Source organism: Streptomyces sp. NBC_01288, from assembly GCF_035982055.1.
Taxonomy (GTDB): Bacteria; Actinomycetota; Actinomycetes; order Streptomycetales; family Streptomycetaceae; genus Streptomyces.
The window spans coordinates 391,533-406,126 of the sequence record NZ_CP108427.1; the positions used below are offsets into that span (position 1 = coordinate 391,533).

The 14,594-nt window shown below is 69.3% G+C and carries 13 protein-coding genes; 6 read left to right on the plus strand and 7 right to left on the minus strand.

What is annotated here, in order from left to right:
• The first annotated feature begins 40 nt into the window (after positions 1 to 40).
• Entirely contained in the window at positions 41 to 697 is a 657-nt protein-coding gene (locus OG194_RS01850; RefSeq protein WP_327399016.1) for a maleylpyruvate isomerase N-terminal domain-containing protein, read from the plus strand.
• 69 nt (positions 698 to 766) lie between these two features.
• Here the strand turns inward: OG194_RS01850 and OG194_RS01855 are convergent, their stop codons facing one another.
• Both OG194_RS01855 and OG194_RS01860 read right to left on the minus strand, forming a co-directional pair.
• Positions 767 to 2,545, minus strand: a complete 1,779-nt coding sequence (locus OG194_RS01855; protein ID WP_327399017.1) for an FAD-binding dehydrogenase — start codon at positions 2,543 to 2,545, stop codon at positions 767 to 769.
• A gap of 178 nt (positions 2,546 to 2,723) precedes the next feature.
• A complete protein-coding gene (locus OG194_RS01860) occupies positions 2,724 to 3,422 on the minus strand; it encodes an SDR family NAD(P)-dependent oxidoreductase (protein WP_327399018.1) in 699 nt (232 codons plus the stop codon).
• Between the two features lie 90 nt (positions 3,423 to 3,512).
• Between OG194_RS01860 and OG194_RS01865 the strand changes: the two genes are divergently transcribed.
• The gene (locus OG194_RS01865; RefSeq protein WP_327399019.1) at positions 3,513 to 4,406 is read left to right on the plus strand and encodes a helix-turn-helix transcriptional regulator; all 894 of its coding nucleotides are present in this window, start codon (positions 3,513 to 3,515) and stop codon (positions 4,404 to 4,406) included.
• A gap of 11 nt (positions 4,407 to 4,417) precedes the next feature.
• On the opposite strand, the gene OG194_RS01870 is transcribed toward OG194_RS01865, so the two are convergent.
• From OG194_RS01870 to OG194_RS01890, 5 genes are all read right to left on the minus strand, one after another.
• A complete protein-coding gene (locus tag OG194_RS01870) occupies positions 4,418 to 5,344 on the minus strand; it encodes an expansin EXLX1 family cellulose-binding protein (RefSeq protein WP_327399020.1) in 927 nt (308 codons plus the stop codon).
• A gap of 180 nt (positions 5,345 to 5,524) precedes the next feature.
• Positions 5,525 to 6,121, minus strand: a complete 597-nt coding sequence (locus tag OG194_RS01875) for a hypothetical protein (protein WP_327399021.1) — start codon at positions 6,119 to 6,121, stop codon at positions 5,525 to 5,527.
• Positions 6,122 to 6,172: 51 nt separating this feature from the next.
• The gene (locus OG194_RS01880; protein WP_327399022.1) at positions 6,173 to 6,670 is read right to left on the minus strand and encodes a hypothetical protein; all 498 of its coding nucleotides are present in this window, start codon (positions 6,668 to 6,670) and stop codon (positions 6,173 to 6,175) included.
• Positions 6,671 to 6,742: 72 nt separating this feature from the next.
• Positions 6,743 to 8,179: a carboxylesterase/lipase family protein gene (locus tag OG194_RS01885; RefSeq protein WP_327399023.1), complete on the minus strand. Its 1,437-nt coding sequence runs from the start codon at positions 8,177 to 8,179 to the stop codon at positions 6,743 to 6,745.
• 58 nt (positions 8,180 to 8,237) lie between these two features.
• Complete coding sequence (locus tag OG194_RS01890; protein ID WP_327399024.1) at positions 8,238 to 9,524, minus strand: MFS transporter; 1,287 nt, start codon at positions 9,522 to 9,524, stop codon at positions 8,238 to 8,240.
• A gap of 139 nt (positions 9,525 to 9,663) precedes the next feature.
• On the opposite strand from OG194_RS01890, the gene OG194_RS01895 reads away from it, so the two are divergent.
• The 4 genes from OG194_RS01895 (at position 9,664) to OG194_RS01910 (ending at position 14,590) form a co-directional block, all read left to right on the plus strand.
• Positions 9,664 to 10,917, plus strand: a complete 1,254-nt coding sequence (locus OG194_RS01895; RefSeq protein ID WP_327399025.1) for an ROK family transcriptional regulator — start codon at positions 9,664 to 9,666, stop codon at positions 10,915 to 10,917.
• A 119-nt stretch (positions 10,918 to 11,036) separates the two neighbouring features.
• Entirely contained in the window at positions 11,037 to 12,044 is a 1,008-nt protein-coding gene (locus tag OG194_RS01900; protein ID WP_327399027.1) for a LacI family DNA-binding transcriptional regulator, read from the plus strand.
• 256 nt (positions 12,045 to 12,300) lie between these two features.
• A complete protein-coding gene (locus OG194_RS01905) occupies positions 12,301 to 13,635 on the plus strand; it encodes an ABC transporter substrate-binding protein (RefSeq protein WP_327399028.1) in 1,335 nt (444 codons plus the stop codon).
• Positions 13,636 to 13,642: 7 nt separating this feature from the next.
• Positions 13,643 to 14,590, plus strand: coding sequence for a carbohydrate ABC transporter permease (locus tag OG194_RS01910; RefSeq protein WP_327399029.1), 948 nt, complete (start codon positions 13,643 to 13,645; stop codon positions 14,588 to 14,590).
• Positions 14,591 to 14,594: the final 4 nt, after the last annotated feature.

Genomic DNA, 14,594 nt, shown 5'->3' on the forward strand with positions numbered 1-14,594 from the left:
TTGCTCGCAGCCCGCGTTGACGTCGCACCAGCTTGCCGACGTGGATCTCTTCTCACGTTCTTGGACGGCGCTGCTCGCGGCGGTGGCGGATCTCTCGGACGAGGACTTCGCGCTGCCGTCGGGCTGCGCCGGGTGGCTGGTGCGGGACCTGGCGTGCCATCTGGTCATCGACGCCCAGGACGTCCTGATCACCCTCGTGACACCCGCCGACACACCACCGACCCGCGACGCGGTGACCTACTGGGCGGTCTCCTCGACACCGCCCACCGGCGACGATCCGCTCGACGCGCTGATCGTCCGGCTGGCCGCCGCCTACGAGGAGCCCTGGCTGCTCAAGTTCCATCTGGACGACGTCGGTTCGGCCGCGGGTCGCGCCGCCCGGCTCGTCGATCCCGACCTGCGGGTGAGCACGCAGGACGAGGTTCTCACCGCGGGCGACTACCTCTCCGCGTACATCTTGGAATGGACCCTGCACCATCTCGACCTGGTCGCGCATCTCCCGGACGCGGCGGGACCGTCGGCCGACGTCCTTGCCGGGGCACGGGAGTTGCTGGAGAGGATCGCCGGTGCCGCGTTCCCGTCGTCGTTCTCCGATACGGATGTCCTGCTTGTCGGCACCGGGCGGCGCGCTCCGACCGGCGAGGAGAGGGCTCAACTGGGCCTACTGGACGCCAAGTTGCCGATCATCCTGGGATAGTCCCGCTCCCCTCGGCAACTCGGGCTGGGGTCAGCCGAGTTGCCGAGGGGTGGCGAGCGGTCGTAGCCCTCAGATCGCGGCGGCAGCCGCCCGTCCCGCCTGGCGGCCGGAGAACAGACAGCCGCCGAGGAAGGTGCCCTCCATCGAGCGGTAGCCGTGGACTCCCCCGCCGCCGAAGCCGGAGACCTCACCGGCCGCGTACAGACCGGGAATTGGTGTACCCGTGGAGTCCAGGACGCGGCCCGAGAGGTCGGTCTGTAGTCCGCCGAGGGTCTTGCGGGTGAGGATGTTGAGGCGGACGGCGATCAGGGGTCCGGCGCTCGGGTCGAGGATCTTGTGGATCGCGGCCGTGCGGCTGAGTGAATCCCCGGGGTAGGAAAGGGCGTTGCGGATGCCCATCACCTGGGCGTCCTTCGAGTACGGGTTGTCGATCTCGCGGTCCCGGGCCTCGATCTGCCGTTGGAGGTCGGCGAGTTTGATCAGGCCGTCGCCGGTGAGCTTGTTCATTCCGAGGACGAGTTCGGAGAGCGTGGCGGCGGTGATGAAGTCGACGCCGTTCTTCCTGAACTTCTCGATCGGCTCCGGCGTCTGCCAGATGCGCGAGAGAAGCATCAGGATGTCCTTGTTGGTGAGATCCGGGTTCTGTTCCGAGCCGGAGAGCGCGAACTCCTTCGCGATGATCTTGCTCGTGGTGACGAACCACGAGTAGTCGTAACCGCTCGCGGTGATCGAGCCCAGGGTGTGGAGGGTGTCGTAGCCCGGCATGTCGGGGGCGGAGAACCGCTTGCCGGTGGCGTCGAACCACATCGACGACGGTCCCGGGAGGATGCGGATGCCGTGGTTGGGCCAGATCGGGTCGTAGTTCCTGAGGCCCTCGGTGTAGTGCCACATCCGGTCGGGGTTGACGATACGGCCGCCCGCCGACGCGGTGATGCCGAGCATCCGGCCGTCCACGTACGCGGGCACACCGGTGATCATGGTCTTGGGCGGACTGCCCAGCCGGGCGGGCCAGTTCTGGCGTACGAGATCGTGGTTGGCGCCTATGCCGCCCGAAGTCACGATCACCACAGGGGCATTGAGCTCGAAGGCACCCACCACGGTGCGGGAGGTGGCCTTGCCGCGCTGGGCGGTGCTGGGTTCGAGGAGGGCGCCGCGCACGCCGGTCACGGTGCCGTTGGTGCGGACGATCTCGTCGACGCGGTGCCGGAACTTGAAGGTCACCTTGCCGCCGGCGACCCCGGCCCGCACCTGCTTCTCGAACGGCTCGACCACGGCCGGCCCGGTGCCCCAGGTGACGTGGAAGCGGGGCACCGAGTTGCCGTGTCCGTCGGCGAGGCCGCCGCCGCGCTCGGCCCAGCCGACGATCGGGAACCAGCGGATGCCGAGGCCGTAGAGCCAGGACCGCTTCTCGTTGGCCGCGAAGTCCACATACGCCTCGGCCCACTTGCGGGCCCAGTAGTCCTGGCCGGTCGGGTCGTCGATGCCGCGGTCGAAGCCGGCCGTGCCCAACCAGTCCTGCCACGCCAGCTCTTGGGAGTCCTTGATGCCCATGAGCCGCTGCTCGTCGGAGTCGATCAGGAACAGTCCGCCGAAGGACCAGAAGGCCTGGCCGCCGAGGTTGGACTCGGGTTCCTGGTCCAGGAGCAGCACTTTCTTTCCCGCGGCGACCAGTTCGGCGGTGGCGACGAGACCGGCGAGGCCGTGGCCGACGACGATGGCGTCCGCGGACGTGGTGTCGGCCGCGAACGCCGGTACCGCGTGCGCCGCGAGGGCGGCGCCGGCGGCGACACCGCCGGCCACCGTCAGGGCTCTTCGTCTGCTGATCGTTGTGGGGGCCGAGTTCTCCATGGGGTGCCTTCCGGGTCAGGTACGGGAGGTGCGGGAGATGTGTCCGACACGTGGAACGTGCCGCGACACCACAGTTGTTACCGCCGGTAGCACCCAGGGAAACCAAGCTGTGTCGGCCGTGTTGCGCGAGTGGGGTTCAGAAGAGGGTGGGCAGGGTTCAGAACGCGGGGACCGGGGTTCAGGACAGGGCGAGCGGGCCGTCGCGGTCGATGAAGCGGCCCGAGCCCGCGCCGGGTTCCTCGGTCGCGAGCCGGATGATCGCGTCGGTTCCCTCGGTGACGGTCTGGGGGCCGGTGTGGCCGTTGAGGTCGGTCGCCGTGTAGCCCGGATCGGCGGCGTTGACGCGAACGTCCTTGAGCGCCTTGGCGTATTGGGTGGTCAGCATGGTGAGTGCCGCCTTGGAGGCGGTGTAGAGCGGCGCGACGACGGAGGACTCGATCCGGGAGGGGTCGTGGGTGATGGCGAGCGAGCCCATGCCGCTGCTGACGTTGATGATCACCGGGTCGGGTGAGCGGCGCAGCAAGGGCAGGAACGCGGTGATCGTCCGGACCGCACCGAAGACGTTGACGTCGAAGACGCCGAGCGCGTCGGCGCCCGTCAGGTCGGTGGGATCGCCGTGCGGGCCGTGTACACCGGCGTTGTTGATCAGGACGTCGAGGACGCCTTCGTGTACGGCGACGTCGGCGGCCGCGGCGGTGACGGAGGCGTCGTCGGTGACGTCGATACGGACGAACCGCGCACCGAGTGCGGCGGCTGCCTCCGCACCCCGTTCCTCGTCACGGGCTCCGACGATCACGGTGTGGCCGAGGGCGAGGAGGCGGCGGGCGGTCTCGTGGCCGAGGCCCTTGTTGGCTCCGGTGATGAACGTGGTGGTCATGCGTCGATCGTGCCCAGCGTGCGGGTGAGCTGCCAGGGACGCCTCGACCGTAGGAACGGCATTACCAGGACCAGGGGTCGGAGGTGGAAGATGGACGGTATGGCGACGCACGAAGGGATCGAGCTGGGGCTGGGTACGACGATCCGTGCCTGGCGGGAGCGGTTGTCCCCGTCGGCCGTGGGACTGCCGTCCGGTCGGTCCCGGCGGGCGACGGGTCTGCGCCGTGAGGAACTCGCCGAGCGTGCCGGGGTGTCGGTGGACTATGTGGTGCGACTGGAGCAGGGGCGGTCCACGGCGCCTTCGTCCCAGGTCGTCGCCGCGCTCGCGCGGGCCCTCCAACTGACCGCCGTGGAACGGGAGCACCTCTACCGCATGGCCGGGCTGGTCCCGCCCGACGACGAGCCGATTCCCGATCACCTGCCGTCGGGGGTGCACCGGGTGCTGAACCGGCTCGGGGACGTCGCCGTCGCCGTGTTCGCCGCCGACTGGCAGCTGATCTGGTGGAACCCCGGGTGGGCGGCGCTGCTCGGCGACCCGACGGACAAGCCGCCCGAGCAGCGGAACTTCGCTCGCGAGCGGTTCCCGATCGGTTCCGGCGACGATGGACGTGACGTCCGCATCGCCTCGTGGCCGGTGCTGGTGCGGAACGGTGCCGCCTCGGACCTCGCGATCGTGTCCGACCTGCGCCGCGCGACCGGTCGCTTCCCGCACGACGTCCGCCTGACGGAGCTGATCCGTCAACTCACCGCAGGCAACGAGACGTTCGCGCGGTTGTGGGCGAGCGGAACGGTGGGGGCGCACCGGGAGGACCGCAAGACGGTCGAGCATCCCGAGGTGGGGCCCGTGGACGTGGACTGCGATGTCCTGACGGACGGCGACTCCGACCTGAAGATCGTCATCTTGACGGCCGCACCCGGGAGTTCGGACGAGGCCGGGTTGCGGCGGGCGATGGCCGGTGACGACTTGCGCGCGCCCACCCGCTGATTCCGAGCGGGTCAGTGTTGGGCGAACTGGACCCGCGTGGACTGCGTGACGTTCGCGCGCACCGCGAGTGCGGGGACGGTGAGTTGTTGGCCGTAGATGTCGGTGAGCCTGAGCGCGCCGCCGCAGCCGCTGCCGTCCTCGGAGATGAAGTAGTTGTAGTCGGTGCGCTCCAACTGACGCCAGCCGCTGCCCACGGCAACTTCGAGGCGGGCCAGGGGATTTCGGTGGCCGATCGCCTGGATGCCGCACCAGTAGCGGGTTGAGCCGGTCTTGTAGCGGATCGAGATCGTGTCGGTGGTGCTGGGGCTCGCCAGGTTCCAGGTGATCGGGATCCGGCCGGCCGAAGGGGCGGCGAGTTTGGCGAAGGCCTGTGCGCTGAGGTCGATCTGGCCGGGGGCACAGTCCCCCGGGCATTCGTTGGTGATGCGGACCGTGATGGTCGCGCCGCTTGCCGCGTGCACGAGTACGTACGCCCCGCAGGCCTTGGACGCCTCGTAGTCCGCGGTGTTCATCGCGCCGGTCATGACGTCGCCGCTCGGGTCGTACAGGCAGGCGCCGCCGCCGTCCGCGTCGTAGAAGGTGGCGACACCTCGGTAGGTGACGCCGGGGCGGATACGTCCGGCCAACGGAGCGGTACCGGTGGCCTGTTGGCGGGCCTTCGTGGCCGACGTGGCGGCCGCCTTGGCGGTCGTCGCGCGGGTGGACGGGGTCGCCGACGGCTTCTTCGATGCGGCGGTCGCCCGTGCGGAGGCGGTCGAAGTGCCGGTCGGGGACGGTGAGTCGGCCGGGCTGGAGCTGGTCGCGGAGGGTTCGGTCGCGGCGCTTCCCGCCGCGGCCTTCACGTCATCGCCGTCCTTGTGGCCGGGCAGGAGCACCAGGGCCAGGGAGACGACGATGAGTACCGCGGCCGCCGACAGGAACAGCCACCGCTTGGACACCGGACCTCCTAGATGGCCGTCACCCGTTGCTCGGGGTGACGAAGGCAGCGATCGTGCCAGCCTCGCGGTGACAGCGGCAAGCCCTTTCTCTGGGGGCGTAGTTGGGGACAGGTGTGGCGTGGCCGTGCTCATGGGGTTGCTGATGCTCACCGGAGGCGGCCCCTGCGGCTTGAAGGCCGGCTACTTGCGTTCGAACCCGTCGGCCCGGCTCCAACGGAGCGTGATGTCACTCCCGAAGACGACCTGCTGCCCGTCACTGGAGACGGAGGCCCTCTCCCAACCGTCAAAGTCCTTGGTGACGTTGACGCTCCACTCGGTGAGGCTGCTGGTGCCCACGGCGGCGATGGACTCGGTCGGTGGTTCACCGTCGTAGCAGTAGGAGCCGAAGTCGGCGATCGCGGCGACGGTTCCGTTCTTGGTGCGCAGTTGGATGCCCTGGCATGCGTCGGTCTTGGTGCGGTAGATGACTTTCGGCTCGGTCCAGGCCTTCGCCCGGGGGCTGTAGTGCTGCTCGACGAGGCCCTTGCCGCTCAGGTAGTGCAGGGCCACGCGGCGGCCGTCGTCGAGTCTCACCTCGGCGTTGTACGGGCTGGGGCTGCCGCTCCAGGAGAGGTCGCTCTTCTCCAACTCGGCGGTGTACACGGAGGAATCCGGGGAGACGATCGCGGAAGGGGCTGTCGTCGCCGAGTGCGGGTGACCGCCGCATGCCGCCGCGGCGATCATCACCGCCGCCACCGTCGTCGCCCTGACCAGCACCTGAATGCCGGGCTTGTGCATACACGCCTCCCGTTGCCCCACCTCAGCGCAGCATAGGCATGATCTGGCTGTTCACGGTGGGGGGCGGTCGCCCAGCAGGCTCCTCGCGGCGTGGAGCGCGTCGAGTCGGAGAGCCTCGAAGGACGCGGTCCGGTCGTCGTCCTGGCCGGCAAGCGAGATCGCGCAGTTGACGATCGGGGCGAGTGCGTCCGGGTGGTCGAGCGCGCCGGCGACCTCGGTCCAGATCAGATCGGCGCCGGTGGCCGGATCGAGGTTGCCGTCGGTGATCTCCTCGGCCAGCCAGTAGGCGTGGGCCCATTGCGCGGCCGTAGGGTCTGCCGGTGGCTCGAAGGACAGCCCCAGTTCGTCGAGCACGTGGTCAAAGAGCTCGGGTGCTTCGGGCTCCTCTCTCCGTGTGAGGCCGGCCAGGAGGGGGAGGGACGGACTGTCGACGTCGGCGAGGAGTGCGTCCAGGCCCGCCTGGATGAGCTGGTCGGATCCCACGTGGCAGCCGAAGGCGCGAGCCCTGGCGAGTCGCCCGAGCCGCGCTTTGGCCTCTTCCCCGGTCATGGCCTCGGCCTCCGTTCAGCTGGTGGGAGGCCGATGGTGTCACGACCGGGGGGCCGTTCCGCCACCGGGTTTTCAGGGTGCGGTCGGTGGCGTGGTCCAGATGCGGCGCTCGGCGCTCAGCGGGTCGTCCAGGGCCTCCGGGACGGTGTCCCAAGTCATCGTCGTGCGGCGTTTGTTGGTGTAGCGGGGCCAGTTGGGGCCCGGGTCCAGGTCGCGGATGAAGGCGACCCACGCGGCGTGCATCGCGTCCGCGAGGGATTGAGGAGGATGCGGACCCGTCGCCGCCGTGACGCGTTCCGCGTTCAGCAGGTCGAAGGCGAAGGGGATCTCGACGCAGTGGGCGGCGCTGCCCCAGGTGAAGTGGTAGAGCCAGGTGGGGAGTTCGTGGTGGGCGTGGGACTCGGCGAGGGCGAGGGACGGGCCGCGGAAGATGGCGTCGGTGAGGGCCTGGCCCATGCGGAGTGCCGGGTCCGCCCGGTCCTGAAGGGCTGTGTACATCGTCACGGCGTCGGGGCCCAGGCCGTGGCCGGTCAGCATGGCGTCAACGGCCTCGGTCGGTACGGGTGTTGGCGTGGCCCCCGGCGGCGGGTAGAACTCGCGCTGGGTGAAGCCGAGCAGGAGCGGGACAGGGGCCGCGCTGCCGTTCGCGAAGGCGTCGGGGACCGGGGCAGGGATCAACTCCCCGTCCGCGAAGGGCGCCAGCGTCAGGCCTGCCTCGGGTGTGGCCAACGCGTCCTGGAGGGCGAGCAGTTCGTCGCCGGTGAGGTCGCGGAGTGCGGAGGCGAGGGCGGGGACGCCGGTGCGTTGGGTCAGGCGGGCCGAGTCGGCGAGGGCGTCTCGGCGGTGTTGGGGGGCTTTTATGGCGCCGGACTGGGAGATCGCGGCGCGGAAGAGGCCATGTGCGGAGGGGGTCGCCATCAGGGTCTGTGCGGCGCCGCCGCCCGCCGACTGGCCGGCGACGGTGACCTTTCCGGGGTCGCCGCCGAACGCGTCGATGTTGTCGCGCACCCAGGTCAGCGCGGCGATCCAGTCGAGCACGGCGCGGTTGTCTGGGGCGTCGTCGAGGTGAAGGAAGCCCTCGATGCCGAGCCGGTAGCCGATGGACACGAGGACGATGCCGTCGCGGGCGAAGGCGGAGCCGTCGTACCAGGGGCTGGCGGCGGATCCGGCGACGTAGCCGCCGCCGTGGATCCAGACGAGGACCGGCAGGTCGGCGCCCGGGTTCGGGTCCGGGGTGAAGACGTTGAGGTTCAGAACCCCGTCGCCCGGTATCGACGGTTCGGGGATGGTGGTGGGGCCGTCGAGGACGAAGGGGCGGCGTTGCGCGGTGGGCCCGTACTCGGCGGCGTCGAGGGGTTCGGTCCACGGCTTGGTCGGGACGGGGGCGGCGAAGCGGAGGTCGCCGACGGGGGCCTCGGCGTAGGGGATGCCGAGGAAGCGGGCGGTGGTGTGCTGCCACGTCCCGAGGACAGGACCCTGGGACGTGACAGCGAGTACGGACTGGGGCACGGATCAACTTCCTTGTGGAGGTGGGGGGTTCGGGAGATGGTGATCGGTACCCGACCTGCTATTTGACGCCCTTGATCGGCCGGACGGCGAGCGCGCTGATCAGTACGACGACGGCGGCGAAGGCGAACAGGACGCGGTAGCCCGGGAGTTTGTCGGAGCCCGCGGCGAACGAGGTGATGAGTACGGAGGCGATGATCGGGCCCAGCGCCTGCGGGATGTTGGTGGCGATGTTGAGGATGCCCAGGTCCTTGCCGGCCGCCGCGCCCTTGGGCAGGACCTCGGTCATCAGGGCCATGTCCAGCGACATGTACGTACCGAAGCCCATGCCGCTGACCAGTGCGTAGGCGTACATCGCGGGCAGGGTGGGGCTGACCAGCGGGATGGCCATGGACAGGGCGAGCAGGACCGAGGCGCCGATCACGAAGATCTTGCGGCGGCCGGTGCGGTCGGAGATCTTCGCCGCCGGGATGGCGGCGGCGAGGGTGCCGACGAGGGCGAGCACGGACATCAGCTGCTGGGCGCTGTCCACCGCGCCGCCGTCCAGGCCGACGTAGTCCTGGAGGGCGTAGCGCTGGTAGGTGGCGACTCCCCAGTATCCGAGGATGAAGGTCATGCGGGCCACGAACGCCCAGGCGAAATCGGGGTGTTGGCGCGGTGAGACCCAGAAGCCGGTGAGGAACTCCCGCCAGGAGAAGGGCTCCTGCGGCTCAGGACGGGTCCGGTCCCGGTTGAGCAGGACGAACGCGATCACGACCACCAGGACGATCGCGGCGATCACGCCGTAGCCCAGGCCGAGTTGACCGGCGTAGCGGGCGGCGAGGATCACGCCGAGTGTGACGCCGAGGTTGGAGCCGAGGCCGACGAAGGCGGAGACCATGCCGCGACGGCGGGGAGCCACGCGGTCGGCCATGACGGCGGTGAGCGGGGCCTGGACCACGTTCAGCAGGACCTGGACGGCGACCCACATCAGCGTGAGCCAGAGCAGGGTGGTGGCGTGCGAGATGGCCAGCAGGGAGAGGGTCGCGCCGACGGCGCCGAACAGCATCCAGGGGGTGCGGCGGCCCAGGCGGCCGCGGGTGCGGTCGGAGATGGCGCCGATGATCGGCTGGGCGAAGAGCGTGACGATCGACGAGGTCATCGTGACCAGCGCGAGATTCGATTCCTTCGCGGCGGCGTCGAGGTTCTGGATCTGAGCGGGGAGCAGAACCACGACGAGACCGGCGTAGGCGGTGTAGAGAGCGGCGAATCCCGCACCCATCGACCACATCAGGACGTTCACCTGGGAGCTGCCCAGGGCGTCGTCCGTACGGGGAGTGGCGGGGGCGGAAGAGGTCGAAGCGGACAAGGTCGCCTCCACGGGGACGGACCGGCACCGTTGCCGGTGCCGGGAGTATGGCCACGCCGATTTATTTATTTCAAGAGTCGAAAAAAAATATCTTCGCCACCATGTCCGAATCGCGTCAGGCGGGGGCACAATCGTTGACGTGAACGCCCCCGCCGACTCCGCCGACGTACGACGCCGCAATCTGGGCCTCGTGCTGCGGTACCTCGACGCCCACGGCCCGTGCGCCCGTACCGAGGTCGCGGTCGGCACCGGACTGGTGCACGCCACGGTCACCGCACTGGTGGCGGAACTCATCGACCGCGGCCTGGTCGCCGAGGCGGGTTCCGTGCCGTCCGCCGGGCGGGGCCGCCCCCGGCGGCTGCTGCGGCTGGTCCCCGAGCGCGTGGTCATCCTCGCCGCGCAGGTGAGTCTGGAATCCGTGCACGTCATGGCGGCTGACTTCCAAGGCCGCGTCCTGCACCGCGAGTCGGCGCCCCACCACGCGCCCTACGGCGATCCGCGCGCCCTGGCCACGGTCATCGGCTGTGTGGTGCGGTCGGCCGAGGCGACGGTACGGGACGCGACACCGCACGCCCATCTCGCCCAACTCGCCGTGGCCATGGCCGGACCGGTCGTCGGGCCCTCCCATCTGGTCGCCGCCGCCATCGACTTCGGCTGGCGCAACACCGACCTGCGTGCCCTCGTCGCCGCCGAACTGCCCTTGCTGGACTGCCCTGTTGACGTGGTCAACGACGCCAACATGGCTGCGCTGGCCGAGTACCACGCCCTCGCCACCGACGGTGTGGAGCACCCCGACACCGTCGCCTACATCAAGGCCGACACCGGCGTGGGCGGCGGCCTGCTCGTCAACGGCCGTGTGCACAGCGGGAGTCACGGCATGGCGGGTGAGATCGGGCATCTGCCGATAGCCCTCGACGGCCCTGACTGCCGTTGCGGCACCCGGGGTTGCCTGGCGACGTACATCGGACCCGAACCCCTCATCCACGCGGCCGGGTTGGACACCGTGGCCGAGGCGGAGGGCGCCGAAGCGGCGCTGGCCGAACTGGACCGCCGCCTGCGCGCGGGCGACCCGGACGCGGTCGCGGCACTCGGCACCGCCGGGCACGCGCTGGGCGCCGCCGTCCTCGGCGTGTCCGGTGTCACCGACGCCGGCGAGATCATCCTCGGCGGATACCTCGCCACCTGGGCGCCTTGGCTCGCGCCCGGCCTGGACGAGCGCCTGGCCGGACGCCGCGCCCTGGCACCCGACATGCAGCCCGTGATCACCTTCGGCGTCCTCGGCGGGGAAGCCACGTTGCGCGGCGCGTTCCAGACCTGTCGCGACGCCCTGCTCGACGATCCCACCAGCGTTCCGGCACTCCCCCGGGCGCAGGTCGCCGTACCTTCCCAGTAACCCGAAACCCTCGCCGTCGCCCTCCCGGCTTCCGGTGGTGGCTTCGTCCGCCCGCCCTCGTACATGCATACTCGGGCTCTGCGCGCGCACCGGCGTTCGCGAGAAGCGGGAGGTGGGCGATGGTGGTGCCGTCGGCAACGGGGACGGAACCCCGGAAAATCACGATCAACGATGTCGCCAAGTCCGCCGGGGTGTCCCGGCAGACGGTGTCACGGGCGCTGAACGACAAGGACGAGATCGACAGCGTCACCAAACAGCGGGTGCTCGACGCCGCCCGCGCGCTCGGATACCGGCCGAGCCGGTTCGCCCGGGGTCTGGTCCGCCAGGACACGATGACCATCGGGCTGGTGATCCCCGATCTGCTCAACCCGTTCTTCACCGAGGTCGCCGCCGCCGCGCTGGAGGCGGCCAGGACCCGGGGCTGGCAGGTCGTCGTGTACGACACCGGGGACCGGGCGGAGGTGGAACTGGGCACGCTCCAGGTGATCAGCTCCCAAGTGGACGCGGTCATCGGCTACTTCAGCTGCCCCGAGAGCGAACTGGAGAAGTTCACGCGCGGCATGCCGGTGGTGCTCATCGGCCGGGAGCAGCGCACCCGGTTCAGCGCGATCCAGATCGACGGCGCGGCCGGGGTCCATGCCGCGGTCGCCCACCTGGTCGCGCGGGGGCACACCCGGATCGGCATGCTCGACCACCACACCCGGGCCGAACCGAGCATCCGGCACGAGTGGTTCACGACGGCCGCGACGGCCCACGGGATCGAGGCCGGCCTGATGGTCCCCGCGGACCAGACGGCCGACGGCGGCGGATCGGCGCTCAGGGAACTGCTCGCCGACCACCCCGACGTCACCGCGGTCCTCACGTTCAACGACATCATCGCGATCGGCGCCCTGCGCGAGGCCCGCAGGCTCGGCAGGAGCATCCCGCAGGAGCTGGCGGTCATCGGCTTCGACGGTCTTCAGCTCGGAGCACTGGTCGAGCCCCCGCTCACCAGCGTCGCCCTCGACACCCGCAGGCTCGGCGCCCTCGCCATCGAGCAGGTCGCGCGACTGCTCTCGGGAGGGGAAGCGCTTGCGGCCGACGACCTGGTCGTACGGGGCGAACTGCGGCTGAGCGGCTCCGCCTGACCGCCACTCGTGCGCATCCGGTCCGAATGTCTTGACACTCGCCCGGGCCGAAGCGCAGACTTCCGAACATTCCAAAATGCATGTCGAGGTCCATTTGCAAGCAGTCCCGTGAGCGCTCACGGGAGCGCTCACGGGACGCTCTTGGACCTCGGGAAAATGGTGTGCCCACGTCCCTTCCACCCAGAAGGCATCCCGCCCTCGGGATCAGCATCGAGCCGCCTAGCACCGCCGCTAGTCGTTGTCTGGAACGGAAACCATGAGCAGCACAATCACGCGCATCCGCCTCGGCTCCGTAGCCGTGGCCGCCAGTGTCGCCGTACTCGCCGGATGCTCGTCGTCCTCGCCGTCGACGAAGACATCCGCAGCCTCCTGCGCACCGGCGAAGGGCAAGGTCACCCTCCAGTACTGGAACACGGTTCCGGGTATGGACAAGGTCGTCGCCCTGTGGAACAAGAAGAACCCGAACATCCAGGTATCGACGAAGAACATCTCCAACGACCAGTACGGCACCCTCAGCAACGCCCTCAAGGCCGGGAAGGCCCCCGACCTCTCTCAGGTCGGCTATGACGAGTTGCCCAACCTCCGCACGCAGAACGCCTTCGTGGACGCCTCGGCCTGCTCGGCGGCCACCGCCGCCAAGTCGAAGTTCGTGCCGTGGACCTGGTCGCAGACCAGCTTCGGCAACACCGGCGTCTTCGCCCTGCCGCAGGACACCGGCCCGATGGCCCTCTACGTCCGCAGCGACATCTTCAAGAAGTACGACATCGCGATCCCGAAGACGTGGGACGAGTACGCGGCCGCCGCGGCCAAGCTGCACAAGGCGGACTCCAGCCTCGACATCACGTTCTTCGACCCGAACAACGCGGAGTGGTTCAACGGGCTGCTCTGGCAGAACAACTCCCAGATGTACAGCTACTCCGGTGACAAGTGGCAGGTCACCGTCGCCTCGGAGCAGAGCAAGCAGGTCGCCGACTACTGGCAGAAGCTGATCGCCGGCAAGCTCGTGCGCACCGACCTCGCCAACGGTTCGACGCAGATGTACGCCGCGTACCAGAAGGACCAGATCGCCAGCTACGTCGGCGCGGCCTGGGGCTACAGCATGTTCCGCGACAACCTCCCCAAGCAGTCCGGGAAGTGGACGATCGTCCCGATGCCGACGTGGGGTTCGAACAGCGCCTCCGGTGACTGGGGCGGCTCGACCGTCGCGTTCATGAAGGGCAGCAAGCACCTCTACGAGTCGGTCGAGTTCAACACCTGGCTCAACACCGACCCGGAGGCCCTCGCGCTGGAGAACCAGCTGGGCGGTCTCTATCCGGCGGCCAACGCGGGGCTCCAACTGCCCGCGCTGTCCAAGGGAGTTCCTTACTACAACAACGAGAAGATCTTCGACGTCTTCGCCGACTCGTCCAAGAAGATCAACACCAGCTTCGCCTGGGGTCCGACCCAGAAGACGGTGAACCTGGCGCTTCAGGACGCGATGGCCAAGGCGGCGGCCGGTGACGGCACGCTCTACGACGCGCTGACGACGGCGCAGGCAGCCGCGCTGAAGTCCATGAAGGACCAGGCGATCCCGGCCGCGGCGGGCAAGTGACCGGGCAATGACCGACATCGCACCCCGCGCGCCGCGTGTGGTGGCATCACCCGGGGGCCGTCGCCGTCTCAACGGCGGCGGCCCCCGGGCGGGCACCATCTTCGCGTTCGTGATCCCGTTCTTCCTCCCGTTCGTGCTCTTCTACCTGGTCCCGGTCGGCTACGCGCTGTGGCAGAGCGTCCGCGTCGTCCGCCGCACCGGCGGGCAGTACGGCACCTCGTACACGACCTTCGGCGGCTTCGAGCAGTACGGGAAGGTCTTCCAGAACGACGAGTTCTGGTCCAGCATCGGACGTATCGGACTGTTCGGCATCGTGCAGGTTCCGGTGATGCTGTTCGTGGCGCTGGTCATCGCGCTGCTCCTCGACACTCCCCTGCTGCGGCTCAAGTCCGTCTTCCGCATTGCCGCGTTCATGCCGTACGCCGTGCCCGGTGTCATCGCCGCGATCATGTGGTCGTACCTCTACTCGCCCCAACTCAGCCCTGTCGTCGACCTGTTCAACGACATCGGGCTCAAGCCGGACTTCCTGGGCCCGGGTGCCGTGCTGTGGTCGGCGGCGAACATCTCCACGTGGCTGTGGACCGGCTACAACATGCTGATCATGTTCTCGGCGCTCCAGTCGATCCCGCAGGAGCTGTACGAGGCCGCCAAGTTGGACGGCGCGAGCAACTGGACCATCGCCTGGCAGATCAAGGTCCCGATCATCGCCCCGTCGATCGTCCTCACCACGGTGTTCTCGATCATCGGCACGCTCCAGCTCTACGCCGAGCCGGCCGTGCTGCGGCAGATCTCCTCGAACATCTCCAGCACGTTCACGCCGAACATGCTCGCCTACGCGGTGGCCTCCGGGAACAACTACCAGCAGGCCGCGGCGATCTCCGTGGTCATCGCCGTCATCACCTTCGTCCTGAGCTTCGGGTTCATGCGACTGACGTCGAAGAGGGCCGGCCTGTGAACAA

Bases quoted from the DNA above. Each gene is read 5' to 3' on its own strand.
- OG194_RS01855 (WP_327399017.1), bottom strand. From the start codon at position 2,545: ATGGAGAACTCGGCCCCCACAACGATCAGCAGACGAAGAGCCCTGACG.
- OG194_RS01860 (WP_327399018.1), bottom strand. From the start codon at position 3,422: ATGACCACCACGTTCATCACCGGAGCCAACAAGGGCCTCGGCCACGAG.
- OG194_RS01865 (WP_327399019.1), top strand. From the start codon at position 3,513: ATGGACGGTATGGCGACGCACGAAGGGATCGAGCTGGGGCTGGGTACG.
- OG194_RS01875 (WP_327399021.1), bottom strand. From the start codon at position 6,121: ATGCACAAGCCCGGCATTCAGGTGCTGGTCAGGGCGACGACGGTGGCG.
- OG194_RS01880 (WP_327399022.1), bottom strand. From the start codon at position 6,670: ATGACCGGGGAAGAGGCCAAAGCGCGGCTCGGGCGACTCGCCAGGGCT.
- OG194_RS01900 (WP_327399027.1), top strand. From the start codon at position 11,037: ATGGTGGTGCCGTCGGCAACGGGGACGGAACCCCGGAAAATCACGATC.
- OG194_RS01905 (WP_327399028.1), top strand. From the start codon at position 12,301: ATGAGCAGCACAATCACGCGCATCCGCCTCGGCTCCGTAGCCGTGGCC.
- OG194_RS01910 (WP_327399029.1), top strand. From the start codon at position 13,643: ATGACCGACATCGCACCCCGCGCGCCGCGTGTGGTGGCATCACCCGGG.